Annotated in this window: 24 protein-coding genes; 16 read left to right on the top strand and 8 right to left on the bottom strand. The window is 45.1% G+C overall.

From position 1 onward, the window contains the following. Window positions 1-34 precede the first annotated feature (34 nt). A complete protein-coding gene (locus LYZ37_RS20415; RefSeq protein WP_272787372.1) occupies window positions 35-1,606 on the bottom strand; it encodes a BCCT family transporter in 1,572 nt (523 codons plus the stop codon). 377 nt (window positions 1,607-1,983) lie between these two features. On the opposite strand from LYZ37_RS20415, the gene LYZ37_RS20420 reads away from it, so the two are divergent. Further along, entirely contained in the window at window positions 1,984-2,460 is a 477-nt protein-coding gene (locus LYZ37_RS20420; RefSeq protein ID WP_171319753.1) for a MarR family winged helix-turn-helix transcriptional regulator, read from the top strand. A gap of 89 nt (window positions 2,461-2,549) precedes the next feature. Beyond that, window positions 2,550-3,608 carry a GGDEF domain-containing protein gene (locus tag LYZ37_RS20425; protein WP_272787373.1) on the top strand — a complete coding sequence of 353 codons (1,059 nt, stop codon included), beginning with the start codon at window positions 2,550-2,552 and terminating at the stop codon, window positions 3,606-3,608. Here LYZ37_RS20425 and LYZ37_RS20430 read toward each other — a convergent pair. Next, window positions 3,595-4,056, bottom strand: coding sequence for an Lrp/AsnC family transcriptional regulator (locus LYZ37_RS20430; RefSeq protein WP_272787374.1), 462 nt, complete (start codon window positions 4,054-4,056; stop codon window positions 3,595-3,597). The two genes, LYZ37_RS20425 and LYZ37_RS20430, sit on opposite strands and share 14 nt — an antisense overlap. A 166-nt stretch (window positions 4,057-4,222) precedes the next feature. On the opposite strand from LYZ37_RS20430, the gene LYZ37_RS20435 reads away from it, so the two are divergent. The 6 genes from LYZ37_RS20435 (at window position 4,223) to LYZ37_RS20460 (ending at window position 11,561) form a co-directional block, all read left to right on the top strand. Next, window positions 4,223-5,137 carry a DMT family transporter gene (locus LYZ37_RS20435; RefSeq protein WP_272787375.1) on the top strand — a complete coding sequence of 305 codons (915 nt, stop codon included), beginning with the start codon at window positions 4,223-4,225 and terminating at the stop codon, window positions 5,135-5,137. An 81-nt stretch (window positions 5,138-5,218) separates the two neighbouring features. Further along, window positions 5,219-5,527: a cysteine-rich CWC family protein gene (locus LYZ37_RS20440; protein ID WP_272787376.1), complete on the top strand. Its 309-nt coding sequence runs from the start codon at window positions 5,219-5,221 to the stop codon at window positions 5,525-5,527. A 210-nt stretch (window positions 5,528-5,737) separates the two neighbouring features. Then, entirely contained in the window at window positions 5,738-6,943 is a 1,206-nt protein-coding gene (gene emrD / locus LYZ37_RS20445) for a multidrug efflux MFS transporter EmrD (RefSeq protein ID WP_272787377.1), read from the top strand. 232 nt (window positions 6,944-7,175) lie between these two features. Continuing rightward, window positions 7,176-9,239 carry a TonB-dependent receptor domain-containing protein gene (locus LYZ37_RS20450; RefSeq protein WP_272787378.1) on the top strand — a complete coding sequence of 688 codons (2,064 nt, stop codon included), beginning with the start codon at window positions 7,176-7,178 and terminating at the stop codon, window positions 9,237-9,239. 99 nt (window positions 9,240-9,338) lie between these two features. Then, the gene (locus LYZ37_RS20455) at window positions 9,339-10,250 is read left to right on the top strand and encodes a siderophore ABC transporter substrate-binding protein (protein ID WP_272787379.1); all 912 of its coding nucleotides are present in this window, start codon (window positions 9,339-9,341) and stop codon (window positions 10,248-10,250) included. Between the two features lie 9 nt (window positions 10,251-10,259). Continuing rightward, complete coding sequence (locus LYZ37_RS20460; RefSeq protein ID WP_272787380.1) at window positions 10,260-11,561, top strand: NtaA/DmoA family FMN-dependent monooxygenase; 1,302 nt, start codon at window positions 10,260-10,262, stop codon at window positions 11,559-11,561. A 22-nt stretch (window positions 11,562-11,583) separates the two neighbouring features. On the opposite strand, the gene viaA is transcribed toward LYZ37_RS20460, so the two are convergent. Then, entirely contained in the window at window positions 11,584-13,029 is a 1,446-nt protein-coding gene (gene viaA, locus LYZ37_RS20465) for an ATPase RavA stimulator ViaA (RefSeq protein WP_272787381.1), read from the bottom strand. A 9-nt stretch (window positions 13,030-13,038) separates the two neighbouring features. Beyond that, window positions 13,039-14,706, bottom strand: a complete 1,668-nt coding sequence (locus LYZ37_RS20470) for an ATPase RavA domain-containing protein (protein ID WP_272787382.1) — start codon at window positions 14,704-14,706, stop codon at window positions 13,039-13,041. A gap of 274 nt (window positions 14,707-14,980) precedes the next feature. Between LYZ37_RS20470 and LYZ37_RS20475 the strand changes: the two genes are divergently transcribed. From LYZ37_RS20475 to LYZ37_RS20490, 4 genes are all read left to right on the top strand, one after another. Continuing rightward, complete coding sequence (locus tag LYZ37_RS20475; protein WP_171319770.1) at window positions 14,981-15,505, top strand: NUDIX hydrolase; 525 nt, start codon at window positions 14,981-14,983, stop codon at window positions 15,503-15,505. 11 nt (window positions 15,506-15,516) lie between these two features. Beyond that, window positions 15,517-16,524, top strand: a complete 1,008-nt coding sequence (gene ltaE, locus LYZ37_RS20480; RefSeq protein ID WP_171319772.1) for a low-specificity L-threonine aldolase — start codon at window positions 15,517-15,519, stop codon at window positions 16,522-16,524. A gap of 68 nt (window positions 16,525-16,592) precedes the next feature. Then, window positions 16,593-16,901, top strand: coding sequence for a c-type cytochrome (locus LYZ37_RS20485; RefSeq protein ID WP_272787383.1), 309 nt, complete (start codon window positions 16,593-16,595; stop codon window positions 16,899-16,901). 431 nt (window positions 16,902-17,332) lie between these two features. Further along, on the top strand, window positions 17,333-19,195 hold the full coding sequence (locus tag LYZ37_RS20490; protein WP_272787384.1) for a 5'-nucleotidase C-terminal domain-containing protein: 1,863 nt from the start codon (window positions 17,333-17,335) through the stop codon (window positions 19,193-19,195). A gap of 66 nt (window positions 19,196-19,261) precedes the next feature. On the opposite strand, the gene ppiC is transcribed toward LYZ37_RS20490, so the two are convergent. After that, window positions 19,262-19,540, bottom strand: coding sequence for a peptidylprolyl isomerase PpiC (gene ppiC, locus LYZ37_RS20495; protein WP_004745652.1), 279 nt, complete (start codon window positions 19,538-19,540; stop codon window positions 19,262-19,264). Window positions 19,541-19,734: 194 nt separating this feature from the next. Between ppiC and LYZ37_RS20500 the strand changes: the two genes are divergently transcribed. Next, window positions 19,735-20,670, top strand: a complete 936-nt coding sequence (locus LYZ37_RS20500) for a chemotaxis protein (RefSeq protein ID WP_272787385.1) — start codon at window positions 19,735-19,737, stop codon at window positions 20,668-20,670. A 192-nt stretch (window positions 20,671-20,862) separates the two neighbouring features. After that, complete coding sequence (locus LYZ37_RS20505; RefSeq protein ID WP_272787386.1) at window positions 20,863-21,876, top strand: GGDEF domain-containing protein; 1,014 nt, start codon at window positions 20,863-20,865, stop codon at window positions 21,874-21,876. A 43-nt stretch (window positions 21,877-21,919) separates the two neighbouring features. Here the strand turns inward: LYZ37_RS20505 and LYZ37_RS20510 are convergent, their stop codons facing one another. Then, window positions 21,920-22,852, bottom strand: a complete 933-nt coding sequence (locus LYZ37_RS20510) for an exopolyphosphatase (RefSeq protein ID WP_272787387.1) — start codon at window positions 22,850-22,852, stop codon at window positions 21,920-21,922. A 193-nt stretch (window positions 22,853-23,045) separates the two neighbouring features. Here LYZ37_RS20510 and LYZ37_RS20515 point away from each other — a divergent pair, with 193 nt between their 5' ends. Beyond that, window positions 23,046-23,297, top strand: coding sequence for a putative hemolysin (locus tag LYZ37_RS20515; protein ID WP_272787388.1), 252 nt, complete (start codon window positions 23,046-23,048; stop codon window positions 23,295-23,297). A 61-nt stretch (window positions 23,298-23,358) separates the two neighbouring features. Here LYZ37_RS20515 and LYZ37_RS20520 read toward each other — a convergent pair whose 3' ends face one another. Further along, entirely contained in the window at window positions 23,359-24,195 is an 837-nt protein-coding gene (locus LYZ37_RS20520) for a YdcF family protein (RefSeq protein WP_272787389.1), read from the bottom strand. A 189-nt stretch (window positions 24,196-24,384) separates the two neighbouring features. Between LYZ37_RS20520 and LYZ37_RS20525 the strand changes: the two genes are divergently transcribed. Next, window positions 24,385-25,755: an L-serine ammonia-lyase gene (locus LYZ37_RS20525; RefSeq protein ID WP_272787390.1), complete on the top strand. Its 1,371-nt coding sequence runs from the start codon at window positions 24,385-24,387 to the stop codon at window positions 25,753-25,755. Window positions 25,756-25,779: 24 nt separating this feature from the next. Here the strand turns inward: LYZ37_RS20525 and LYZ37_RS20530 are convergent, their stop codons facing one another. Continuing rightward, window positions 25,780-26,682, bottom strand: a complete 903-nt coding sequence (locus tag LYZ37_RS20530) for a LysR substrate-binding domain-containing protein (RefSeq protein ID WP_420794643.1) — start codon at window positions 26,680-26,682, stop codon at window positions 25,780-25,782. Window positions 26,683-26,733: the final 51 nt, after the last annotated feature.

Raw genomic sequence — 26,733 nt, forward strand, 5'->3', positions numbered from 1 at the left:
GATGTTCGTCCCTTTTTTCATTTGATTGCTGTGCTTATCGCTTCTCGGTACGCATACCCATTAGCAAGCTGACACACATCAATAGCAATACGAAGGTAAATGGCAAGGCTGTTGAAATAGCCCCCGCTTGAAGCGCTTGAACCGCCTCAGAACCACCAATCCATAGTAGAGCTACCGCAATCGCACCTTCCATGAAGGCCCAGAATACACGCTGAATCACAGGTGCATCCACCTTACCACCAGCGGTAATACTATCGATCACCAACGAACCTGAATCCGATGAAGTAATAAAGAATACCAGAACAAGGATTACAGCAATGATAGATAGGATCGAACCAAAAGGAAGTACATCGAACATTTGGAACATAGCCAGTGATACATCTGTTAGGCCTTCAGAGCCTAACTCACCCACACCGTTAATCACTTGGTCAATTGCCATACCACCAAACGTCGACATCCAAAGTAGTGTCACTGCAGTTGGAACTAGCAATACTGCCGTGATAAATTCACGTACTGTACGACCTTTAGATACACGTGCGATAAACATGCCCACGAATGGTGACCAAGAAATCCACCAAGCCCAGTAGAATACTGTCCAGCCTTGGAACCAAGCTTCATCTTCACGGCCGTGAGGGTTACTTAATGGTACTAAGTTTTCCAAGTAAGCCATTAGTGTCGTACCAATGTTACCGACAACTATTGCGTAGCCAATCAGCGCAACCAAAATCAGCAGTAGGAAGGCAACAATCATGTTGATGTTACTGATGACCTTTACACCACCATCAATACCGCGAAGTACTGAAACAACCGCAAGCAAAGTCACCACTGTGATAACGACGATTTGTAGCCCTAGACCAGACTCAATTCCAAACACATGGTGAATACCACTTGCCGCTTGTTGAGCACCTAAACCTAGCGATGTTGCCAAGCCAAACAAGGTAGCCAATACAGCTAGAATATCAACAATATGGCCTGCCCAGCCCCAAGCGCGATCGCCCAGAATTGGATAGAAAATTGAACGAATAGAAAGTGGTAAACCTTTATTGTAAGCGAAGAAAGCTAGCGATAATGCCACAACACCATAAATAGCCCATGGGTGTAGACCCCAGTGGTACATTGTCGCACCTAGTGCGAGTTTCGCCGCTTCCGGTGTATTCGCTTCAACGCCAAGCGGGGTTTCATACCAGCCAGTAAAGTAAGCTACAGGTTCTGCAACACTCCAGAACATCAAGCCGATCCCCATACCAGCAGCAAACAGCATTGAAAGCCAAGAAAGGTAAGAGTAGTCAGCCGTTGCGTCAGTTCCACCTAGGCGAATCTTACCTAGTGGCGAAACAATCAAGGCTAAGCAGAAAATAACGAAGATGTTACCTGACCAGATAAACAGCCAGTCAAAGCCGCCGATTATCTGCCACTTAATTCCATCCAGAGTCGCTTTAGCAGACTCAGCATCCATAACCAGAACAGCAATTAAAAATACTGCAATCAGACCTGCACTCCATCCAAACACTGGATTGTGCACGTCGAATCCCCATTTCTGTACATTATCTTGTCCGATCGTATAGTCGGTACTGTCGATACTGTACTTATCTATGCCTTTAGTCATCATTCCTCTCTAGCATCTGATCCTTAATGTGTATCAGTATTCACACTCAAATCATTAGAGTTAAAATTGATTTTTATAACAATACAACCTGATACAGCTCTCAATATTGTACGCTTCTTGTCGTATTGTGCCAGTAATAAGCTGTTTTTTAGCCACAATTCAAGAAAATGGCGACTTGAACGATGGGATAATAACCAATTTAGGTTACACTCAAAATTCAATACTGTTTGAACACTAAATAAGTACACTAAACCTTAAACGACAGAGGGCAAAAACAGTGTGAAAAATTGTGATAATTGAGACTTTTTTTCGTCGATTTTTTCAGGTATTTTTCGCCTACTTTTTTCTACCAACTCTCGACCAACCAAGGAAACGCATTGGAAAAGCACGAAGAAGTTCTGGTCTCGATTCGCCAAATCATCCGAGCGATCGATCTACACTCAAAAAAACTCAGTAAAGAGTCTGGTCTTACTGGCCCTCAACTTATCCTGATGCGTTCGATTAAAGAGCTTGGTGAAGTGACCATTCGCCAACTTTCGGACCACACCAACATGAGCCAAGCGACGGCAACCACCATACTCGATCGCTTAGAGCGCAATGGGCTTGTGCAACGTGTGCGCAGTGTGAAAGACAAACGTAAAGTGCACGCTCATCTGACTGAGAAAGGTCAAGCGCTGTTGCTTGAAGCGCCAACCCCGCTACAGCAAAGCTTTATTACCAAGTTCCAGCGTTTAGAAGAGTGGGAACAGTCGCTTATGCTCTCTTCGGTTCAACGTATCTCTTCAATGATGAATGCAGAAGATATTGATGTAGCCCCAGTCCTTGAGTTAGGTAGCATTACTAAGCCTGAATAACCACCCAGAAATTTGCTTTCATCCTGCTTTGAGCATACGTTTATTGAAACAACAATAATAAACTCTAACTAGCAGTCAGAGAGGATGTAATGGGTAAGAGTGATACATTACATAAGCAACATGACGAGGCGATACTCGACTTAACGCAACAAAAACAGTTGCTAAAAGTTATCGCCACAATAACGCTACTCGTGTTCGTACCACTCGGCATTAAGAACATAATCATCGGTGAGTTGATGCTAGGTATTGTGCTGCTCGCCTTTGAAATATCGCTACTACTCGAAGTCACTGCCATTGTTTACAATAAGCAGACTTTTTTTAGTTATTACCTACCGCTTTCACTACTCATCATCTCGGCAATCCTAACCGTTGCCATTTTCGGTACATTGGGGACCTATTGGCTTTACCCAGTCGTTATCGGCATCATTTTTCTTCTGCCGAAGCGCGAAGCCATCATTTCTAACGCGATTATCATCATTGCTTCCGGTTACGCGGCAACACTCCATGTTGATTATGGGATTACCGCTCGGTACGTCATTTCTTTGATCGTAACTGCCATCTTGGTTCATGTCGTCGTTGGAGCAGTACGAAAACTGCAAGCTGACATGCACAACTTGCTCGTTCGTGACCCTATGACTGGTGCATTTAACCGACACGAACTCAGTAGTTCCCTTGAAGACGCGATTGAACACTACTCCACCTCCACCATAGCCATCGTGGATGTTGATCGATTCAAGTACATCAATGACCGTTATGGTCATGATGTGGGAGACAGGGTGCTAATGCTGATTGTCAAAACTTTCAATCGCTATATGGGGCCGTCAGATAAGCTTTTCCGCTTAGGTGGAGACGAGTTTCTTCTTATCTTGCATGGTAAGGATCGGCTGCTTACTGAAGAGATCATGAACTATATCGCCAAAGAAATCAGGCATACTGTCCATGCTAACTCTACGGGGATAACCATCAGCGTTGGCGTCGCTGAATCCGAACCTTTTACTGAAACACGCGAATGGATGAAACGCGCTGACCTAGCTTTATACGAAGCTAAACGTTTAGGGCGTGACAAGGTCTCATACTATACGCCCTCTATGTCAGCGCAATTTGAACAACGGGAAATTGAAATATCTGGGCGTGCTAACCTCCGCTAAAGATTGGCAGCTCACTCCCCCCTTTGACTTGGCGAATCGCCAGATGAGTATGAATGTCTTTAACGTTTTCTAAACGCTGCAACTTACGAGTGAAAGATTCATACCCTGCTAAATCATGACTGACTACTTCTAAAAGATAGTCATACGCTCCTGAGACTACATGGCAACTTATCACTTCATCCATCTCTTGTACCGCTTGCTCAAAATCATCAATACTCGACGCTTGGTGGTTGTTTAAGCTCACCTCAACAAACACCGTCATACCTACACCGATAAGATCTTTGTTTAGGCTTGCACGATAATTAGCAATGATTCCAGACTCTTCAAGTCGCTTAATTCTTCTCGCGCAAGGTGATGCAGACAAACCAACCTTATCTGCAATATCTGCCGTAGACTGACGAGCGTCTTGCTGAAGCAAACGTAAGATCTGCTTATCAATTCGATCCATAACCTTTGCGCCTCTTTCTAGCCAATTTTCCAAGATATTTGACTGATTCAGCCAATATTACTCAATATTGTAATGAATATTGCCAGATTTAACCTCCCGTTACGTCTCATAATATTCACAAGTTTAATTTTGGTCACATATGGATATGCTTTCTGGATATTTGGCAATGATTGCCACGCTATTACTTTGGTCTGGTTTCTTCCTATCACTGAGAAGTGGAGCGCACTCAGAACTGCTCACAGCAGATATCGCGCTCACGCGCTTTATCATTCCCTGTGTTGTGTTGCTCCCCCTCGTTTACAAAGCCAGAGAAGCAATCGTTGCGGTTCCTAAACGCTATCTGCTCGGTATGTTCATTGGTAGCGGCTTACCGTATCTGCTTGTCGCCGGAACAGGGATGCAATTCGCTCCGGTCTCAGATGGCAGCGCTCTTATCCCTGGTACACTCCCTCTTTTTGTTTCCGGTATAGCAGTGTTGCTTTTTAAGCAGCCACTCAGTTCTCACCGACTTTTTGGATTAGCCCTTGTGGTTGGTGGCATCGTCACCTTTCTGATGCAAAGTGTCGGCAATGCTCATTCTGATTTACTGCAAGGTCAGATGCTGTTTCTTATCGGCAGCGCTATGTGGGCAATTTTCACTATTTGTGCCCGCGTATCCAACCTAAACCCTTTAGCGGCTTCTGGACTTATCTCTCTAATGTCCATGATCGTTCTGTGCGGCCTTATTTTTACTGGTGTGCTCGACAGTTACCTTTACCAACACAACCCTACTGAGTGGCCATGGAGAGAGCTAGGTGGACACATCATGCTGCAAGGCGTTGGAGCAGGCCTAATCGCTGCCTTTACTTACCTTCACGCTATATCAGTGTTAGGGGCTGAACGCACCGCCGCGTTTGGCGCAGCAACCCCAGCAGTAGCCACTCTACTTGCGATACCTGTTTTCAATGAACACCCTTCACCATTAAGTTGGCTAGCACTGAGTCTTATTTGTGTCGGGAGTTTAATTGCAAGCAACATCCTGATGAAAAAAGACACCTCGCTTCAGTATCAGCCTCCATCATTTAAATCGGGTGCTAAGTGATCTAATCAAGTGGTTATTTTTGATGTTGCGCTGTTAACTCGGTATAGTCCTGCACTTACCTAGCTTTAGTGGAATCAGATATTGAAAACACCTTGTATCGCTGCCTGTAAAAATAACGAAGGGATCTGTAGTGGATGCCATCGCACCATGGATGAAATTGTTAATTGGCGTCATCTTTCTGATCAAGAGCGCGATCAAGTAATGGCAAATCTTAGCGGTAAAACCTCCACGCATAATTGCCCTTCATGCCATCAGCCTGCTCAATGTGATATCAGCCAAGGTAAGTCAACTTGCTGGTGTTTTGAGATTGAAAAACGCGATACTTCAGATCTGCCAAAAACCGATACTTGCTTATGCCGCAAGTGTTTATCGAAGCTGCCATCTGCATAAAAGGCAGCTTTGACAGCATATAAATATGGATAAGTTTTTCTAATCCATAATTAAAATTTTTATCTTGCTTAAGATCACACTTTTCAATTGCCAGACTCTCCAAGTCACTCTAATATCTCGCGCCTGAAAGTTCCCTTTGTTTATTTTAATGATTAGCTTTGTTTGCTCAAAGTTAGTGTTTTTTGCGCTTTGAATTTAGGTGTTGTAGAAATGTCTGCGTCTTCACAAGTGATTAAGTTAACCTTCCTGATCGCAATTTTGACTGCTGTTGGTCAAATGACTCAAACCATGTATGTGCCTTCCATAGGCCATATGGCGAGTGAGTTTTTGGTGACGCCTGCTGCGCTGCAAGCTGTGATGGCGTGCTACTTGATCCCTTATGGATTCTCGCAGTTTATCTATGGGCCTCTCTCAGACAGACTTGGACGTAAGCCGATCATCGTTGTTGGCTTGCTGATTTATATTGTCGGCACCATCGTTGCTTTGTTCGCTCATAGCTATGACTGGTTTCTAGCGGGTAGCTTTATCCAAGGTCTTGGTATTGGGTGTGGTGGTGCAATGTCACGTACATTGACTCGCGATCTATTTGAAGGCGCAGAGCTGCATAAAGTAAACAGCCTAATCAGCATGTGTGTGATTTTCTCACCATTGATTGCACCCGTACTTGGCGGCTACCTGACCGAAGCATTTGGCTGGCGCTCTAGCTACTTGTTCTTGGCTCTGTTTGGTATTGCCGTTGTCATTACTATGATGACCAGCTTTATGGAGACATTACCGCGTGAAAAACGTCGCTATGAAAAAGTTACTAGCAGTTATCGTTATGTTTTGTCAGATCGTCGCTTTCAAGGCTATTTGATCTGCTTGGTAGCAACCTTCTCTGGTATTGCGATTTTTGAAGCAGCTGCGGGTGTTCTACTCGGCGGGGTTTTACAACTTCCGGCAACAACAGTAAGTCTGCTATTTGTACTGCCAATTCCTGGGTATTTGGTAGGTGCTGCGCTATCAAGCTATATTGCCAGTAAACGTAACGAGAAAGGCGCTCTAACGGTAGGACTAGTGGCGATCATGTTAGGGTCATTGGTGATCTTACTGCCTGGTCTGCTTGGAGATACTAACGCGCTAAGCTTAATTGGTGGCGCGACCATTTACTTCTTAGGTGCGGGTATTTTGTTTCCTGCTGCAACCACGGGAGCACTGTCTCCATTACCTTACCACGCGGGCACAGGTGGCGCGGTACTAGGAGGAATGCAAAACCTAGGCGCAGGTTTAGCCACTCTTGGTGCTTCATTAATCCCAGCCCCTGATCAAATGCCACTGGGCGCGCTGATGCTCATTATGTCGGTATTGGCGTTAGTTGGTTTGATTCGCGTGTACCGAAAAAAAGACCCATCCAACGAAATGCCTCTGGCATACTAATCTAATTCAGCCTTTAAGAGCACCCACGCAGGGTGCTCTCAATCCCTTGCCATAACTGGCTTTGCTTTTTTTGCATAACTCTTTGCACTTAATTAATAACCATTCTCATTTGCATTAAAAATTAGCGCCATGCTATATCTCCCTCTCGAAAAATATAAGTGAATCAGCCAATGCGTATTCTTACCTTGGACTGCTTCACGCTTTCCCCAAGAAAAGATACGGAGATTTACTCATGGCCTTTAAGCGTTACCATGCCGCAGCCGTTAATCAACCAAGGAAGACGATTCTAGCTTCAGCAGTCTCTACTCTTCTATTTAGCCCTTTAGCTATCGCAGACGAACAAACATCCCCCGAGACAACCACACTCGATGTTGTGACGGTTATCGGTGAAAAAATTGAACGTTCCCTTTATGACACCGCTTCTAGCGTTCAAGTTTTCGACCAAGACAAAATTGATTCGACGCCAGGGGCAACACATGTCAGTGATTTGATAAAGCTTACACCAAATATGGTCGATCCCGGCTTGGGCAACAGCTTACCTTCGGTACGTGGTATTGATGGTTCAGGGCCATCGGTTGGGGGTATAGCCAGTTTTGCTGGCACATCAACGCGACTTAATTTATCTATGGATGGACGTTCGCTGACTTATTCGGAGATCGCTTTTGGCCCCCGCTCACTGTGGGACGTTCAGCAAGTTGAGGCTCATTTAGGCCCTCAAAGCTATATCCAAGGGCGAAACGCATCCGCAGGGGCAATCGTCATCAAAACAAACGATCCCACCCACGAATTTGAAACGCGCGTTAAAGGTGGCGTTGCTGAGCAGAATTACACACAAACCGCCGCAATGATCAACGCTCCAATAGTTCAAGACCAACTTGCGTTTCGTCTAAGCGTCGACCAACAAAAACAGAAAAGTCATATTGATCTCGAAAACTACTCCCCTGCAGGCGATACACGAAAGATAGAGTCAACTTCAGCAAGAGCCAAACTCCTATTTGAACCTTCCTCTCTTGCTGGATTCAAAAGTGTTCTAGCCATTGACTATATGGATACGCGTGCACCGCAAAATGAAAACGTCATCGGCGATACGTTTGCAGCCAAACGAGCGGTTTATGAGACTAGCGCCACTAGCGGTATCTGGGATATTGAATGGCAGTTCGCAGACCAGTGGACGTTTGAAAATAAACTCATCGTAAGCAAATTCGACTACGATCGTATTACCGACCCAACAGGCCATCAAGCTGATTTCGTAACCGATGGTGATGAATTCCACATCGAGCCACTACTACGATACCAGTCCGATGATGACAAGTTGACAGCTCTTATCGGCGCTCGCTATTTTAAAGCCTCTCAAGACGAAGCATTCACAAACAGCAGGGGCACAAGCCCAATGACTGACGAGAAGGAGACACAATCTGCATTTGCTGAAGTCACTTATTCTGTGACTCCACAACTCTTTGTTACGCTTGCTGGTCGATTTGAAAAAGAGCATAAGAAGAGAAAGGTGGAACTTCACAAACTCGACTATGATGAAAGCACTTCGGTCTTCTTGCCAAAATTTGATATTGCTTACAAACCGACGTCTAACCATACGATCGGCTTTAATGTTGCCAAAGGCTACAACAACGGTGGAGCGGGACTCAGCTTCAACGCCAAAATCCCTCAAGCAGGTTTCCTCACCTACGATTACAAAGAGGAGTTCGTCTGGAACTACGAACTTTATACGCGACATGGACTGCTCAACAATACTGTAGAGCTGACTTCTAATATCTTCTTCAATCAGTACGACGATATGCAGGTACAGCAGCTACGTGACGACGGTTACGTGATTGTCCAAAACCTTAACTCAGCTCATACCTATGGTGCTGAACTGGGTGCGCGCTGGTTGCCAACCTATCAGTTAGAATTGTTTACCAATCTTGGTCTACTCAAAACCGAGTACACGCAAACGGCTAGCGCGGGTGGTCAAGACAAGGAACTCCCTAGAGCGCCGAGGCTTAGTGCTAACTTTGGTGCCCTTTATAACGTAACGGACAATATCGAGGCCTCTGCCAATGCGATCTACACTGGCGAGTACTTCTCAGATCTAGACAATGATCCTGAGATTAAGATCGACCCATATTGGACCGCTAACGCTCAAGTTTCCTACCTATTTGAACATGGCAAAGCAAGCTTGTTTGCAACCAATCTGTTTGATTCAGACAAGGAGACGCTCGTTAGTTATGCCCCTTCACCGGATCAGCCACTTAAGCAGAAGCCGCGCATGATCGGCGCCTCAGTCGAGCTTTTCTTCTAAAACGATAACGGAGCGAGTAGTCGCTCCATTATTTCAATCGGGATAAGTAAATTTTCAGAGACTTATTCCGATTGGTATTACACAAGGACGAATATGTACATGATTAACAGATACTTAGGTTTACTGATCTTGGCTGTAGTCTCTGCTTCGGTTCACGCCAAACAGGTAACTATCAATCACGATTTAGGACAGACGACCGTACAAGACAACCCCGAACGCGTTGTTGCTATTGGCGTTGGCATCATCGATATGCTCGACCATTTTGGTATCGAGCCTGTTGCCACTTCACAAGACTATTTACCCGACTACCTCAGTAAATATACCAATCCGCCTTATCATTCTGCGGGCACTTTGTTTGAACCCGATTTTGAAAACATCTACACAGTAAAGCCCGATGTCATTCTCATTGGCCCTCGAATCGCTGCCAAATACAAAGAGCTGTCAGAAATCGCGCCGACGATTGTTATCTCTCCGGCAGAAAGCGGGAGCTATTGGCAAAGCACCAAGCAGCAGTGGCGTAACCTAGCGCAGCTTTTTGATATTGAGGAGAAAGTTGAATCAGAGATTGCGCTTCTCAACGATGAATTTAAATCCATCAAACAGCACAACACCGCAAACCCTGCAAAAGCATTAACCGTGATGAGTATCGGAGGCAACATTACTGCGTTTTCTGAAAAATCACGCTTTGCTTCTATCTACGTTGATTTTGGTTTTTTACCCTCTGCAGAAGGCTTAAAACCGAAACGACACGGCGATGCTATTTCGTTCGAGTTTATTAGTCAGAACAACCCAGAATACTTATTTGTCTTCGATTCCGACAAACTACGCAACAAGCTTTCAAGCCGTACGAAAGATGAGTTTAACAACGCGTTAGTCAATGGCACCAAAGCTTACCAAAATGGTCATATCAAGTTTGTCGATATGGATGCTTGGTATCTCTCATTGGGTGGTGTGACCGCGACAAGGCGTATGATTAGCGACGTTAAAGACGTTTTGCATGAGAGTCATTAGGAGCTAGCAATGAAAGACTCTCACGAAATCTGTATCGGCATGGCTCTGGCGATGAGTTGGCTAACTCGTTCAGCATGGAGACGCCAAGACAGCGGCGTCGAACACATTTTCGACATTGATCAATATATCGCTCTCGCCCAACGAGCTGAGCGAGCCAAACTCGATTTTATGTTCTCTCCAGATACCTTGTTTCTCGCCAAAGAAGCCGTTCAGTATGAAGCGGGGTTTTCTGGCTTCGACCCTACCCCTTTGATTGCTTCTGTGGCAAGTCATACCAAAAAAATTGGTCTTGTCTCTACTATCTCAACCACATTTACCCCGCCCTATATCGCCGCTCGGCAACTGCAATCACTGAGTTGGTTAAGCCAAGGTCGCGCAGGCTGGAACATAGTCACGGCGCTGGGAGGAAATGAAAACTTTGGATTGGGTGAGATGCCGACATCGCAGGAGCGCTATCATAAAGCGTCTGAATTTGTCGACGTTGTGACTAAACTATGGCAAAGCTATCCTTACGAATCCGTCAAAGCTGACAAAAAGACAGGCCAGTTCGCAGACTTAACCTATATCGACAACATCGATCACCACGGTGAACATTTTTATGTGCAAGGCCCGCTGAATATTCCAAGTCATCCAACAGGTCGTATGCCTTTTTTCCAAGCGGGTGCCTCTGATTCAGGGCGCGATTTCGCCGCCAGAGTTGCCGATGTGATGTTTGCCGCCACCCCAGATATCGAAGCGGGGTTAGAGCTCAAACAAGACTTGGCTAAACGCTGTATTGCTCATGGTCGCCAACCACACCAACTCAAGGTATTACCCGGCGTTGCCCTCTACTTAGCAGATAGCAAAGAAGAGGCTTACCAGCTGTTTGAGTCTGCTCATAAAGATATTGATAAAGCGAGGTACTTTAGCTATCTGGAGAAAAATCTAGGTATCGACTTTTCCACTACCGACCTCGATGAAGTGATCCACTATGAGATGCTTCCCAAGGGGTTTACTGCAGCCAGTCAAACGCATGCTAATCTACTGACCCGTTATATAAAGCGCGAATCTCCTACCCTCAAGACGCTACTTTCTCGCCCTGAAGTCATTGGAGCTTCCCATTGGCTTATTGTCGGGACGGTAGAAGAGGCGTTTAACGAGATCGTCGAGAGAATTAAACTAGGCGCTGCGGACGGGATAATTGCGGTGCCCGCTGGCTCTATTCACAGTGTAGAGTTGTTCTTTGACCACTTGATTCCCAAACTGCAGTCTAAGGGATGGTTCAAGTCAGAGTACAAGGGCAATACTTTGGCGGAGCATATACAGAGCTAAGAAAACAAGAAATGGTAGCACGCTACCATTTCTTCATTAGGCGTCCGACTAGGTTAGGATGATACGCCCAACTATGGTCAAACATCGCCATCAACTCTGGGTTACCATACTTCGACAAGCTAATGGCATGAAAACGGTTTTTACGCGCTTTTAACTCGTCCACTTTTGCGATCATTTCATCTGACTGCTTAGGTGCAATAAAGTCAGAAATCACCACTAGATCCGCATTCTTGTATTTATCACCACACATCAAGTCAATTGACTTCATGATCACGGGGCCTATATCTGTACCACCGTGGAAGTTGTAGCTTAAGAAATCACTCGCTTCGCGCAATCCGTCTTGCTTAGTCAGTTCATAAGTAATCTGTTCCGTTGAGAACAGCATAACGTAACAGTCACGGTCTTCGGCCAGAGCAATCTGCATTAGCGCATAAGCCATCGCCTTGGCACACTGCTCTGGAAAGCCGGTCATAGAACCAGATGCGTCGACACAAATAATGAAAGGTCCCTTTTCAACCTCTGCATCTTGGTTATCTGGCTGCTGAGCACGAACCTTACGTAAGGTTCTCGATTTACCCTGCATGCGATAGTTCATTAACCGCTTATCGACGAGGTGTTTATAGAACACCACCTCAAGTTCAGGGTATGCCAAAAACATGGTTTCGTTCGGTAGTAGCTTATTCAGGTCGTCGCTTTCATGAATACCGACAATATCGTCGGTCGCTTCATCGGCCTTTTCTTCGACCATTTGCGGCTCTTCAACAGGTGCACGATTAAGATCAGGATCGTTCACTTGGCTCGCCATTCGACCGAGCTTTTCACTGATCTCTTGCAGCCCTTTGTTTTTCTTTAAAAACTCTGCATGGCGCTTCATAACCGTTAGATCAGATTGACTCAATTTCGCTGAAGCCATATCCCACAGACGGCCAACACTGCCTTCGTCACCTTCTTCTGTCACTCTATCCATGCTCTTCATGGTTTCCATGCGCTGATAGAGATCTTTAAGAAGCTTTTCTTTGTTGGCTTCAAGTTCAGAAACCTGCGCTTGTCGAATCGCATCAGACAGGCTTTGATACCATTGGTCACAGAAGTAATGCGGGAACATTGGGTTGCTCAACCCTTTGTTCTTTTCTAGCAGTCGACGCGCTTGTAGGTAAAAAGCAGAGTGCCACTCTAGTTTTTTCAGAACTTCCGGAATTTCTTTGAAGAATCGCGCTTCATCCCAGTGGATCACCTCTTGATACAGAGCGAGCTCTTGCTGAAAACGCTCTGTTTCACATACTTTGGTGATACGCTTTTTCACACTGCCGCGCCATTTAAGCAGATGGTTTTTCACCGAGGTTTTTACCCCTCGGTTTTCTGCCATCGCCATTACTTGCGAGCGAGCCATTAGGTCATTCACTGCTGTATCAATGATTCCTGATTCAGCAATGGCTAGCGCTAAGTTTAAACCGTCTGCTCCTAACATATTGGCCCCTTAAGAGAAGAACTCGTCTAAGTGCTTAAAGCGGAAAACCGTACGTTCGCATTCGGTTTTGGTCGATTCCAACACATGCTGAAGGTTCTGCAAGCTCGCTTCCATCGCTCTCGGCAGTTCTTGCTCAATGAAGCCGTGCGGTAAGGCGCCGTGGAAATCAGAGCGAACTTTACGCAAGTGATGCTCAGCAAGTTCTAGCTGCGCCATTGCTTGCTCTGATTTGGTAAACCACTCTTGGAATAGCGACGCGTCTAAACCTTTTTCAGTCACGATAGACACCAGCACACCACGATTAGCAATATCTTTGATCACGAGATTGTTAGCAGCATCGACATCGAACCTAAAGCGGCACATGTTGGTGTTTTGGTTAACGTAACCATAAACGTCACCATGCCCCTCTTTGATGACACGCTCCAACTCATTCTTAGGAACGTATACCCAACGGCTATCGCCCTTCTCTGATTCAGTGACAGACATATTGCTTTGCAGCAGGACAAGTTTCACAAGATCAAACGTACTGCCGACCTTGTAGCTTTTCGCATCAGAGATGTCGTAACTATTGATTTGCTGCTTTTTCAAAAGCCCCGTCGTAGACTCCATCGACAGCATCACACTCAGTTCAGATTCGAGTTCATCCTGAATGTCACTTAACTCTTCACGGCAGAGAGTGATTTGCTGTTCTACATCTTGCTGATCAAACGCATGGTTGAGAGCAAACTGCTTAATCACGCTACGAACCACGTCGCGTGACTCTGGGCTGTTCCACAAGCAATCTTGCAGTAACAAAAGATCAAGCGGATTGATGGAATCACGACCATTAAAATAGGCGCTCGCTTTAAGCAACTTCACTGCCTTCTTCCATCGGCGGTCAGAGACATACATATCGCTGTCTTCTGCTTCAACACCACTGGCTGCCGTGGCAGCGCTCTCTAGCAGACTCTTCAGCTCGTACAACTTTTCAAAGACTTCATCAGACAGTTCAAGCTGTTCGATTTCAGATTGCCACTGATGGTACTCTTCATCTGTGATCGCCAAGCCTTCTGGAATCTTGGCTTCTTGCGCAGTACCCACCGTCAGCATAGATTTGAAGTTCTGCTTATTTTGAATTCGGTTGACGAACACACGCACCAACATACGGTCATATAAGGCTTCTAGGCCACTATCTTCATCTGGCAGTTCGTTAGATGCAGAGACCAGCAGCCTCATTGGTACACGTTCAATATCGCTACCGTTTTTAAACGTCTTTTCGTTAACAACCGTTAACAGCGTATTAAGAATTGCTGGACCTGCTTTCCAGATCTCATCAAGAAAAACTACTTGCGCCGTTGGCAAGTAGCCCTCTGTTAAACGTACATAGCGACCATTATCTTTGAGTTCTTGAATGCTAAGCGGACCAAACACTTCTTCTGGAGTAGAGAAGCGGGTCATTAAATATTCAAAGTAAGAGGAGTTATCAAAAGCTTGGATAAGGCGCTTTGCAATAAGGCTTTTTGCGATCCCCGGAGGGCCTAATAAGAAAACACTTTCACCCGCCAAAGCTGCGAGTAAACAAAGTTTGATGGTTTCTTCACGCTCATAGACACCGTCAGATAAGGCTTGCGCCAATTTATTGATTCGTTCTGAGAGCAACGCTTTTTGTGAGTGAGACACTCGATTTGGGCTAATCATTTCGCGCTCTCCTAAGGTTAACCTGATGGCATGTATGTATAATTTTATACATTTGTTATCACTCTGTTACAAGTGTAATTTGAAGTTTGGACAAATCTTTATATCAGATGCAGTTTTTGCGTAACTCGTTGAAAACAATGTTTGCACTTTTGAGAGTTCTATCACCTATAGCGTATGGGATTTTGTGAGATATCGACGAGAATGCGCTTTATCTACGGGGAATGAGGCTGTAAGGTAACTCCTGTCTTAAGCTAGGACTAACAATAAGAATCAAATGGAAAACACAACTAAGACGATCCATTCATGGAAACGCATCTCTCTCATCGAAGAATCAATCCTCCTGCCCAACGGTAAAAAAATCGCGCATACGACGATATCTCACCCTGGTGCAGCGGTGATTTTGCCTATTGATGAAAATGGTCACATCATTGTTATCAATCAATACCGCCCATCTCTTAAGAAGTGGTTATTGGAGCTACCAGCCGGAACATTGGAATCAGACGAGCCGATTGAGCTCTGCGCGCACCGAGAGCTTGAAGAAGAGACTGGTTACAGCGCTAAAAGCATGGTATCTCTAGGACAAGTAACGCCTCTTGCGGGTTTTTGTGACGAAATCCAATATCTGTTCGTTGCAAAACAGTTAACCCAAACCAAACGTTACCAATGCGATGAAGATGAAGTCATCGACGTACTCTCATTATCAGTAGAACAACTCGAACAAAAAATCATTGATGGTGAGATCACCGATGCGAAAACTATCGCGTGTTTAAGCAAAGCAAAGCTGTGTGGATATATATAGGAGACAAGATTATGGATTTTCGTTCAGATACGGTAACTAAGCCTACCGAGGCAATGCGCAAAGCAATGGCCGAAGCACTTGTAGGCGATGATGTGTATGGTGACGACCCAACCGTAAACGAACTAGAGCAATGGGCAGCCGAGCGACACGGATTTGAAGCGGCGCTCTTTACGACTTCTGGCACTCAAGCTAACTTGCTCGGTCTTATGGCTCACTGTGAACGCGGCGATGAATATCTATGTGGTCAACAAGCCCACAACTATAAGTACGAAGCTGGAGGCGCTGCGGTGTTAGGCTCAATCCAGCCTCAACCGATCGAGAATAACCCAGATGGCACGTTAGATTTTGCGAAACTCAAAGCAGCCATTAAGCCTGACGATTCACACTTTGCCCGCACTAAGTTATTAAGCTTAGAAAACACCATTAATGGCAAGGTGCTACCACTCTCGTACTTGGCAGAAGCAAGAGAATTCGTCAATCAACATAACTTGTCACTTCACCTAGATGGCGCTCGCGTTTATAACGCCGCCGTCGCGCTTGATGTAGACGTCAAAGAGATTGCTCAGCACTTCGATTCGATGACGATTTGTTTATCAAAAGGTTTGTGTGCGCCTATCGGCTCTCTCCTTCTTGGTAGCAAAGCCTTTATCGCCAAAGCTCGCAGGCTACGTAAAATGGTAGGTGGCGGTATGCGCCAAGCTGGCATTTTGGCAGCAGCAGGTAAACTGGCATTGACTGAACAAGTCACGCAACTGAATGTTGATCATCAAAATGCGAAGAAGTTAGCACTAGGACTAAGCGAATTAGACGGATTCCATGTCAACCCTGATTTCGTTCAAACTAATATCGTCTTTGCTAAATTGGATGACAGTATCCAAATCAACAAGATTGCGGAACAGTTAGCTGAGGATGGAATCACTGTATCACCGGGTAACCCGATTCGTTTCGTGACGCACAAAGACGTTTCAAGCGCTGATATCGACCTATTACTGAGTAAACTTGCGCAATACATCAAATAATCTCACTTGAGCTTCCCCCTAGGGGAAGCTTTATTCTTTTGCGTAGTCATATTGTTCGAGATGTATCTATGAAACGCACCCTTCTGCTGCTATTAGCTCTCCCTTATGTCGCATTAGCAAACAACGATTTCGGCAATCCTGAACTTGGAAAAGTCAAAGCACCAAGTTGCGTGTTTTGCCATGGTTCTGATGGCATTGCACCCAACCCTGCTTATCCGCATCTAAAAGGCCAAAATGCCCAATATCTGTATCAATCCATGAAAGATTATCAAGATGGTAATCGCAAAGGCGCGTTAGCAGATATGATGAAAGCGCAGCTTTCTCGCCTCAATGACCAAGATCTCAAAGATATTGCCGCCTATTTTGCTAGTCAGTAGTACAAGCTATAAAGTCGAATAATGATGAACATCACGATTATTGATACGTTATAACATTACCAAACGATATCATTCGCATTATTGCATGTAAGATAAGATGAATTTCATATAAATCCTATAATTGTAAGCTTAGGGCGTGTTGACCTTTCGCGGTTAAATTTTGTTCGAGATAAAAGCGTTTTAATCGCGGCGAGAGGTTTGTCGCCTAGTCATTCTAAGCAAAACACCTCTCAACAAAGAGTAAAACGCTTTTAGCCGAACCCTTCGGGCAGCGTTTGTGGCTCATTTCTGCTGCGTTATCGGCTTATCAGGTAGAGCAACTACGATTCAAAGCCTCTGCCTTGCATAAACAACCCACAAACTGCTGCAAAAATCAGCTCGAAAGGTCAACACGCCCTTGCTTCTCATGCACTCATTTATAGGGACGAACAATGAAATATAGCCCATTGGCACTAGCCTTCCTGTCAGCAGTGGTTGCTTCAGGGTGTACAACACAAACTTCGAATGAAACACCATTCGACCTAACAATTTTACATATCAACGATCATCACTCTCATCTAGAGCCTTCCACACAGAAACTCAAACTTGCGGGTCAATCGACTTATACTGAAGTCGGTGGATTTCCGGCACTGATCACCGCGCTAAATCAGCGTACAGAAGCAAACGAGAATGTATTAAAGCTTCATGCTGGTGATGCTATCTCTGGCACGCTTTACTACGCGCTATTTAAAGGTGAAGCGGATGCGGCGATGATGAATCACGCTTGCTTTGACGCTTTTGCACTCGGCAACCATGAATTTGATGATGGTGATGCAGGGTTAGCACAGTTCTTAGATTGGATGAATGAAGGTGAGTGCTCAAAAGAGACAGAAGTGCTCGCAGCTAACGTGATTCCAAAGCAAGGCGTCTCTCCTCTCGCAATGAACTCTGCCAACGACTACTTTAAGCCATACACGGTAAAACAATATGGTGAGCATCAGATTGGTATCGTCGGTATTGATATTGCTGACAAGACCATGAACTCATCGAACCCAGACGAAACCACGCAGTTCTTGAACGAAGTTGAAACGGCGCAAAAATACATCGATGAACTGGTTGCTAAAGGGGTGTCGAATATCGTTTTATTGACCCACTACCAATACTCGAACGATCTTCAACTTGCACAAGCACTCATCGATGTGGATGTGATCATCGGCGGTGACTCACACACTCTATTGGGCGATTTCGCTGCTGTCGGCTTAAAGAGTGAAGGGGCTTACCCAACACTAATGAAGAACAAAGATGGCGATCAAGTGTGTGTCGCTCAAGCTTGGCAATATTCACAAATTCTTGGCGAGCTATCGGTTTCATTTGATGGCAACGGCAAGGTCGCAGCTTGTAATGGTACACCGCATCTATTGATCGGTTCCGAGTTCAAACGCAAAGACGAAAACGGTAAAAAGCAGACACTTAAAGGTGCCGAGTTGGCCGCAGTGTTGGCTGATGTAGAAGCCCAGCCTAATCTTATTCAAGTTAAACCCGACGCGGCAACACAACAAACCTTATCCGCTTTTACGCAAAAGCTTGATGTTATGAAGGATCAAGAGATTGCACAATCTTCTGAGCTACTGTGTTACGAGCGTGTCCCTGGTCAGCAAAAACACAATGGTGCAGACGGCTGCGATACACACACTAACCTTCACGGCTCTCAAGTGGCCGACCTTGTCGCGCAAGCGTTCTTAGCCCAAACCAAACGCGCCGATGTTGCGATTCAAAACGGCGGTGGCGCACGTGCAAACATTCCTCAAGGTAAGTTCACCGTAGCGGGAGCCACAAAAGTGCTGCCATTTAGCAACACCATGGTGAACCTACAAATGACCGGAGCAGAAGTTAAGAAGGTACTTAACCAAGCCGTGGACAAAGCTTACGCAGAGTATGTTGATAACAGCGCTAAAGGCTCAGATGGTGCTTACCCTTACGCAGCGGGTATTCGATATGACGTCGACTTTAACCGACCAGAAGGGCAGCGCGTTCACAATGTAGAGGTCAAAGCTAAAGGTGATGGCAGTTGGTCTAAATTGAGCGACAACAGAGAGCTGATTGTCGTGACCAATGATTACATCGCGGGTGGTAAAGATGGCTACATTGCCTTTGGTGAAGTCTCGGCTGATAAGTCGAAATACGAAAACACGTTAAAGCTCTACACAGAGACCTTTATTGACTACGTTCGTGACCTAGCAGCAAACGGTAAGAAGATTGAAGCTGTTGCGGAGCAAGACCGCAGCACCCAAACGTTCACTCCAAAAGCAAACTAAGCGCGAACAAAATGGCCAAGGTAGTTACCTTGGCCATTTTTCAATCTCTAAATCAGCACAAACTGATTAGGTACGATAAAGCACTTTAACCACATGCCAACCGAATTTAGTTTTCACTAGGTGAGGTACTAGTGTTTCACCAGAGAAGCAAACTTTGTCGAACTGTGGAACCATCTGGCCTTTGCGAAACTCACCTAAGTCACCACCCTTTTTGCCCGATGGGCACGTTGAGTACTTCTTGGCGAGAGTTTGAAATTTAGCGCCTTTCTTAAGCTGCTTAATAATATCTTCCGCTTGCTCTTTATGCTTTACCAGAATGTGCAGAGCTGCTGCTGTGTTAGCCATGATGGTGCCTCTAAAAATGACTGAGTTTGCGCGAATTGTACCCGAATAAAATGGGATCTTCACCCAAGCATTTAAGTTATCAAAGGATGAGTGGCTATCTTATCGGCGTTTAAAGGCAAAATTGATTTGCATCCATTGATCATCGGGGTAAATCCGTTACCATTTATAAAAATGGTCGCACATACGAGAACCCCATGGCAAAACGAGTGAGTAAGGCAAATCAATCACAAGGCATGTTGATGTTTACTTTAACCAACAGTAAGCAGTTGTTTGCTATTGGTACTCTGAAAGTCAGAGAAATTGTGCCGTTTCAACCGACAACTCAAATCCCGTACTCTCATCATCACGTAATTGGAACCGTCACAATTCGTGATAAGACCATTCCAGTGATTAACATGCCCGCTGCGATTGGTTTTCGCCCAATTCAGCCTGAAGAGTACGACTCGTGCTACTTAATCGTTACGGACTGCTTACGTACTGTGGTCGCCTTTATGGTGCGCTCAATTGAAAAGATCATCGAGTGTGATTGGAAATCGATCGAATCTGCGCCTGAAAGTGCGGGGTCAAACGTGTTCGTTACCGGTATTACTCGCTTTGAAGAGCAAATTGTTCAGATGTTGGATGTCGAGTTGCTGCTATCAAAAATTTATCCGCAGTATGAGTCGACTAACATCCCAATGCTTACCGACATTGAGCGTGAAAGACTTAAAGCGCTGAATATCTTATTGGTTGATGACTCCTCTATTGCACGTAAACAGCTGTCCGATGCACTAGATAGCATCAATATCTCGTATCAGATATGTAATAACGGTTTAGATGCGCTTGATCTGATGCGCAGCGAAGCGTCAGCCAACCGTCCTGTTGATTTGTTAGTCAGTGATATAGAGATGCCCGGCCTAGATGGCTATGAGCTCGCGTTTGAAACTCAAAACGATCCCGAACTTAAAAACAGCTACGTTATTTTGCATACTTCACTTTCAAGTGAAATCTGTGTTGACCGCGCTCAACAGGTTGGCGCACATGAGGCACTCGAAAAGTTTAATGCTGGTGATTTGATTCAGGCGATGTTACGCGGTGCTAGTAAGCTTGAATCAGGCAATGTGCGTGAAGATACACCACTGGGTGTTTAGTGCCATAGAAATTTTAAAAATCCTGATGGCTCATTGGTCGAGCCTGTTTTTTATCAGTATGAACATAGACTTGTGCTAAAGTTCATATATATGATTAATGAATCATTCTAAAGTGATACAAAACATACATCTAGATTAGAAATCCGCTACTCTTAATGTATAAAGGTGTCGAGATAAGAATACTCCTAACAAATGACAGACGACTTCAAAAAATCGACGGACAACCTTAAAAGAGCCGTCCCACTAATGATGAAAAACCACGTAGCGGCGACCCCTGCCAACTACGCTCTTTGGTATACCTACGTGGATAATGCGATTCCTCAATTAAATCGCGAGCTAGATAGTATCGTTGAAAATTACGGCATCTGTCCCCCAGCCGCAGGTGAACAACTTTATATAAACTATGTTGCCAGTCGCTCCGAAACAGATATGCGCGACCTTCGCAACAATATCGAAATTCTTGTCAATGAAGTCGCAAGCTCGATGAGCGACACTCTCTCGGACACGTCTGAATTTTCACAGATGATAGACAAAAGCTTTGACAACCTTGAGCGCGTCGAAGATCAAGCGATGTCTATGGACGAAGTCATGACAGTGATTCGTCAACTGGTTGCTGAGTCACGTGAAATCAGGCATTCAACCCGCTTTCTCAATAATCAGCTAGAAACCGCGAGTAAAGAGATTAGCTTGCTCAAGGCTCAGTTGGCAGAAGTTCAACAAGATGCGCTATTTGATGCGTTAACGAGCTTATACAACCGTCGTGCGTTTGATAATGACATTAGCACGTTAGCTCGCTCTGAACAGAAGATGTGTTTGATTCTTGCTGACATTGACCACTTCAAGTCGTTCAACGATACCTACGGGCATTTGTTTGGCGATACGGTAATCAAAGGCATTGCGCGCAGACTTCAGCTAAGTTGCCGTGAAGGGATTCAAGCCTACCGTTTTGGTGGCGAAGAGTTCGCGCTTATTGTGCCAAATAAAACGCTACGTATTGCCCGCCAGTTTGGTGAGAGCTTGCGACGAGCGGTCGAGAAGCTTTCGATTAAAGATCGCCGCACTGCTCAACAAGTTGGAAACATTACTATTTCGATGGGGGTTGCTGAGCTGCAACCGGGAGAATCTGCCGAATCTCTCATTGAACGAGCTGATAAACTTCTTTATGAAGCGAAAGAGTTAGGTCGAAATCGCGTGATGCCGATATAGGCTAAAGAGAATACTAAAAAGGCCCATATCGGGCCTTTTCGTTTTAACCGTCGCTAGTGATTGCTCTGATTAGCTCTTGTTGAACCATCTCCGCTTTGTCGTTATCAATCTGACACGTACCCGCCGCCTTATGCCCACCGCCACCATACTTGAGCATTAACTCGCCCACATTAGTTTTAGAGCTACGATCAAAAATAGACTTCCCGGTAGCAAACACCGTGTTTTGTTTTTGGAAACCCCACATTTTATGGATAGATATATTACATTGGGGGTATAGCGCATAGATGATAAATCGATTGCCAGCGTATATGACCTCTTCTTCGGTTAGATCGAGAAAGATGAGGTTGTCATACACCGTCGCACAACGCTGGATCTGCTCCTTGAACAAATTTTCATGCTCTCGATACAAATCAATTCGTTCTTTGACATCAGGAAGATCAAGCAACTCATCAATTGAATGATTTTTGCAATACTCAATCAAATCCATCATCAACGCATAATTGGAAATGCGAAACTCTCGAAAGCGGCCAAGGCCAGTTCGCGCATCCATCAGGAAATTCAATAGATTCCAACCCGTCGAGTCCAGAACTTCATCTCGATTAAACTGAGCCGAGTCACCCTTATCGACCGCCTCCATCATATCTTCCCATTCGGCTGGAAAAACCTCTCTCCCCCCATAGTGCTCCCAAACCACCCGAGCCGCAGAAGGAGCATCTGGGTCGATAATATGATTTTCATACCTTTCTGGATTGCGCAATAATTCCGATAGGTGGTGATCAAATACAAGATGCGCCTGCTTCACATAAGGCAAGTTAGTTACAATATCATTGGAGGTTATCTCAATGACCCCATCTTGCATGTCTTTTGGGTGAACGAACTTAATGTCGTCGATAAGATCCAATTGCTTTAACAGTACTGCACACACTAGACCATCAAAGTCGCTTCGCGTAACAAGTCGATATTTTTGCTCCGACATCTGGCACTTCCTATGCTTCGTCTTTTTATTAAAGGATACGTAATACGAACGTACTAGGCTGCTACCTATAGCTTTGTTGTATAACTCCTTTTAATTTTAGACATCACTAACCTTTTAACAAACTCTAGACAGAGTTTTTCGTTCCTTGCTCTATACTCGATATGCTACTAATTGATTCAATATAGGTTTTATTATGAAGAAAACGTGTTTTGCTATAGTTGCTGCCAGTGTTGCCGTTCTAGCAGGTTGTGCCAATGAGCCTGATGAATATGAAGTAAAAGAATACACTTCAATGGCTAATCCAGCCGCAGTGTATTGTGTGCAGCAAGGTGGTGAACTTGAGACAGTGACCGAGAATGAAGAACGTGTCACATACTGCCAACTACCAAATGGCGAACGCGTTGAAGAGTGGGATTACTACCGCCAAAACCATAAAGAGCAATAGACTGGCTCAGCGGGGAAAGAGAGACATTCTGTCGCCCTCTTTCCTCGTAATCCATAGCGCCTCAGAGCTTTGACATACCTTGCCGCTCTGGATCGTATTGTCGATTGAGGCTAGTTAAGCACTGGTCCAATATTCGTAGCTGTTCTACCACTTCCATTGGTGTTGCTGAAGGACTTGTCTTCTCCACTGCATTTTCGATCAGTGCTAAGGTTTTCACCTCATTGTACTCAGACAAAAGTTGTTTAAGCTCTTGAATTGCCGCAATCGCGATTTGATAAGGCTGTCGCCTGACTTGCTCGACAGACCTGGAAAATGTCTCGCTCTTCACTCCCTCTAAATAGACCCTATAAGTCGTGAGCTCATCCAGACGCAAGAATATTTGCCCCAATAAGTTAATGTGTGGATACGGCACAGAAACATGTGCAGCAAGAGACATAGGGATATTGAGCTTTAAGCCACTCTCTGCACAGCGACTTTTCAACGTACGAAGTAAACCCTGCTCATCCATCAAGGTTTGTATTTCGAATATCCTTTTTAGATGGTAATCATTCGAGACAAACTGGACGTTAACTTCCTGACGACTGTTACACAACTGACTCGATATCAATTTGTCTGCGGCATTTTGGATGTTCTCGATAGTGTTAGTGGACGTGTCTTCAAGAATAATGTGCGGAGGCAGTTCGCCCTCATAACAAAGCTTAAAGTAATCAAACATAGCCTGAGCTTCTGTTTGCGTTTGCCCATCCGTCGCCCCACCACAGAATATAATCGCGCTCAGCTCAAGCTGAAGGCTTTGTATGGCTGTCGTTAATGCTTCGACCCTTGTTCTGCCCTCAAGCGTAAGCGCATTGTTGAATAAGCGCTTACCTAGGACGAGCACCACATTAATTATGTTCATTATTTATCCATGTCTCAATTATTCCTACTGAGTTACACATAAACTGTACAAGCATTCACTTTGTCGTTAGCTTATCAGAGGTTAATATTTTGTTAACATCCCGCATGCAAGACGTTATCTCCACTTGCGTGCCATACTTGTAAATAAAAGAGCCTGAAACACAGGCCACTACAACAGGAAGTAAAGTATATGCTGTCGATATTTGATATTTTCAAAGTGGGGGTTGGACCTTCAAGCTCTCATACCAACGGGCCGATGCTCGCAGGTTATCATTTTACGCGCCTTCTCGCTTCATCCATAACCAAAGTCAGCCGTGTCCAAGTCGATCTTTATGGTTCTCTGTCACTGACAGGCAAAGGACACCACACGGACAGAGCAGTGATCTTAGGATTACTAGGCAACAAGCCCGACACAATTAAAATGGCCAGTGCCAAACAAGCGCTTGCCACCACTATACAGGAAGGTCATCTGATCCTTGCGGGTGCTCACACCATCGATTTTAGCTATGAGAGCGACATCTTATTCCATAGTGATAACCTTCCTCTGCATGAAAATGGCATGACGATTACTGCCTATGACTCGCTCGGCAATCAGTTAGCTTTAGAAACCTACTACTCTATTGGCGGTGGATTTATTGCTACAGCCAAAGAGCTCGAAGAAGGTGGTAGCGCCAACAGCGTTGATGTTCCATTCCCATTTACAAGCGCAGACGAGATGCTAGAAATGGCCGAGACAAACGGCCTTAGCCTCGGCGGTATGATTCTAAAAAATGAAGTAAACTTTTTTAATGAAGATGAAATCACACGCAAGGCAGAACAAATCTGGAAAGTGATGTCTTTGTGTATGCAGCGTGGCTTCGAGACCGAGGGCATCTTAGAAGGTGGTCTTAACGTCACAAGGCGAGCGCCTAACTTACTTAAGAAATTGGAAGCGAATGCTGCGGTAGAAAACGATCCAATGGAAATCATGGATTGGATCAACTTATTCGCTTTCGCTGTCAGTGAAGAGAACGCTGCCGGTGGACAAGTGGTGACCTCTCCGACCAACGGCGCGGCGGGCGTAATTCCTGCGGTACTCATGTATTACCACCGCTTTATCAAAGAGCTTGATACAAAACAGCTTAAAGACTTCCTTGCTGTCGCAGGTGCCATTGGCATTTTGTACAAGACCAATGCTTCAATCTCTGGCGCAGAAGTCGGCTGTCAGGGGGAAGTGGGCGTCTCGTCATCTATGGCGGCAGCAGGCTTAACCGCGCTTCGTGGTGGTAGTAACGAGCAAATCTGTATTGCGGCAGAAATTGCGATGGAGCATTCACTAGGTATGACCTGTGATCCAATCGGTGGGCTAGTTCAAGTTCCCTGTATCGAGCGTAATGCAATGGGTGCGATGAAAGCGATCAATGCTTCACGTATGGCGCTTAAGCGTACCAGTAAGTGTCTTATCTCGCTCGATAAAGTCATCGCGACCATGTATCAAACCGGTAAAGACATGAATAAAAAATATCGCGAAACGTCTTTAGGCGGCCTAGCGGTTATCCATATGGCTCCACCTTGCGAGTAAACGGCTTAAGCTACTTTACCTGAGCTAATTAAAACTGTGCCTTAACCAATCGAAAAACTCGATAGCCATTGAGTTAGATGGGTTATGGCACAGAATATAATGGTTCGTTTCACAAGGGACCTTCCACTCTGCAACTTTTATCAGCTCGCCCTGCTTTAATTGATCTTCGACCAACACATCTTTGACCAACAAAATACCCAAACCGCATACCGCCGCTTCCACCGCAAGAAGTGAGTGGTCAAAATGGAGCTTTGGTTTCACCCAGTCATGGCAATAGCCGACTTGATTAAACCAGTAGTTCCAATTTTCTCTATACCCCGAGGTTGAGATTTTTTCAGCCTCAGCAATATGATCTAACTCCATTTTGCCGTGTTGCTTTAAGTAACTCGGTGATGCGACTAGAACCCAATGTTCTTCAGTAAGCATTTCTGTAAGTTGGCTCTGTTTCGGTAACATGCCGTTGATGATTTCAACATCAGCGGTTTGGCTGGTATTTGGGTAAGGATTGGATGTGGTGGCAATCTTAAGTTCTAAATCTGGGTTAAGACGCTTAAACTCAGAAAGTCTCGGAATAAGCCACTGATGACAGAAGCTTTGCGCAACATTAAGTGTGAGTAAGTTCCGTCTCTTGCGCTCAAAGAGCTGCTCTGTTCCAACTGAGAGTGAGTCAAACATCTGTGTTAAAAGAGGCAGGTAATATTGCGCATCATCCGTGAGTGTCAGCTTAGACCCACTGCGTTCGAATAAGGTTGCCTCTAAGTAGTGTTCAAGCTGCTTGACCTGTTGGCTCACCGCAGCGCGAGTGACATTCAATTCTTCAGCGGCCTTGGTCAGACTTTGTAGCCTAGCGGCAGACTCAAACGCCTTCAACGCATTGAGTGGCGGTAAAAATCGGTGCGAGTGTTGTGTGGGGGCGTTATGAGGCATAGAGCAAGAGGCAATGATGAGCGCTTTAATTAGACAAGCGCCCATCTTGCC

This window comes from Vibrio tubiashii, assembly GCF_028551255.1.
Taxonomy (GTDB): domain Bacteria; phylum Pseudomonadota; class Gammaproteobacteria; order Enterobacterales; family Vibrionaceae; genus Vibrio; species Vibrio tubiashii_B.

Excerpts from the sequence above, each read along its gene's own strand:
- LYZ37_RS20415 (WP_272787372.1), bottom strand. The coding sequence starts at position 1,606 with ATGACTAAAGGCATAGATAAGTACAGTATCGACAGTACCGACTATACG.
- LYZ37_RS20425 (WP_272787373.1), top strand. The coding sequence starts at position 2,550 with ATGGGTAAGAGTGATACATTACATAAGCAACATGACGAGGCGATACTC.
- LYZ37_RS20430 (WP_272787374.1), bottom strand. The coding sequence starts at position 4,056 with ATGGATCGAATTGATAAGCAGATCTTACGTTTGCTTCAGCAAGACGCT.
- LYZ37_RS20435 (WP_272787375.1), top strand. The coding sequence starts at position 4,223 with ATGATTGCCACGCTATTACTTTGGTCTGGTTTCTTCCTATCACTGAGA.
- emrD (WP_272787377.1), top strand. The coding sequence starts at position 5,738 with ATGTCTGCGTCTTCACAAGTGATTAAGTTAACCTTCCTGATCGCAATT.
- LYZ37_RS20450 (WP_272787378.1), top strand. The coding sequence starts at position 7,176 with ATGGCCTTTAAGCGTTACCATGCCGCAGCCGTTAATCAACCAAGGAAG.
- LYZ37_RS20455 (WP_272787379.1), top strand. The coding sequence starts at position 9,339 with ATGATTAACAGATACTTAGGTTTACTGATCTTGGCTGTAGTCTCTGCT.
- LYZ37_RS20460 (WP_272787380.1), top strand. The coding sequence starts at position 10,260 with ATGAAAGACTCTCACGAAATCTGTATCGGCATGGCTCTGGCGATGAGT.
- viaA (WP_272787381.1), bottom strand. The coding sequence starts at position 13,029 with ATGTTAGGAGCAGACGGTTTAAACTTAGCGCTAGCCATTGCTGAATCA.
- LYZ37_RS20470 (WP_272787382.1), bottom strand. The coding sequence starts at position 14,706 with ATGATTAGCCCAAATCGAGTGTCTCACTCACAAAAAGCGTTGCTCTCA.
- LYZ37_RS20475 (WP_171319770.1), top strand. The coding sequence starts at position 14,981 with ATGGAAAACACAACTAAGACGATCCATTCATGGAAACGCATCTCTCTC.
- ltaE (WP_171319772.1), top strand. The coding sequence starts at position 15,517 with ATGGATTTTCGTTCAGATACGGTAACTAAGCCTACCGAGGCAATGCGC.
- LYZ37_RS20485 (WP_272787383.1), top strand. The coding sequence starts at position 16,593 with ATGAAACGCACCCTTCTGCTGCTATTAGCTCTCCCTTATGTCGCATTA.
- LYZ37_RS20490 (WP_272787384.1), top strand. The coding sequence starts at position 17,333 with ATGAAATATAGCCCATTGGCACTAGCCTTCCTGTCAGCAGTGGTTGCT.
- ppiC (WP_004745652.1), bottom strand. The coding sequence starts at position 19,540 with ATGGCTAACACAGCAGCAGCTCTGCACATTCTGGTAAAGCATAAAGAG.
- LYZ37_RS20500 (WP_272787385.1), top strand. The coding sequence starts at position 19,735 with ATGGCAAAACGAGTGAGTAAGGCAAATCAATCACAAGGCATGTTGATG.
- LYZ37_RS20505 (WP_272787386.1), top strand. The coding sequence starts at position 20,863 with ATGACAGACGACTTCAAAAAATCGACGGACAACCTTAAAAGAGCCGTC.
- LYZ37_RS20510 (WP_272787387.1), bottom strand. The coding sequence starts at position 22,852 with ATGTCGGAGCAAAAATATCGACTTGTTACGCGAAGCGACTTTGATGGT.
- LYZ37_RS20515 (WP_272787388.1), top strand. The coding sequence starts at position 23,046 with ATGAAGAAAACGTGTTTTGCTATAGTTGCTGCCAGTGTTGCCGTTCTA.
- LYZ37_RS20520 (WP_272787389.1), bottom strand. The coding sequence starts at position 24,195 with ATGAACATAATTAATGTGGTGCTCGTCCTAGGTAAGCGCTTATTCAAC.
- LYZ37_RS20525 (WP_272787390.1), top strand. The coding sequence starts at position 24,385 with ATGCTGTCGATATTTGATATTTTCAAAGTGGGGGTTGGACCTTCAAGC.
- LYZ37_RS20530 (WP_420794643.1), bottom strand. The coding sequence starts at position 26,682 with ATGCCTCATAACGCCCCCACACAACACTCGCACCGATTTTTACCGCCA.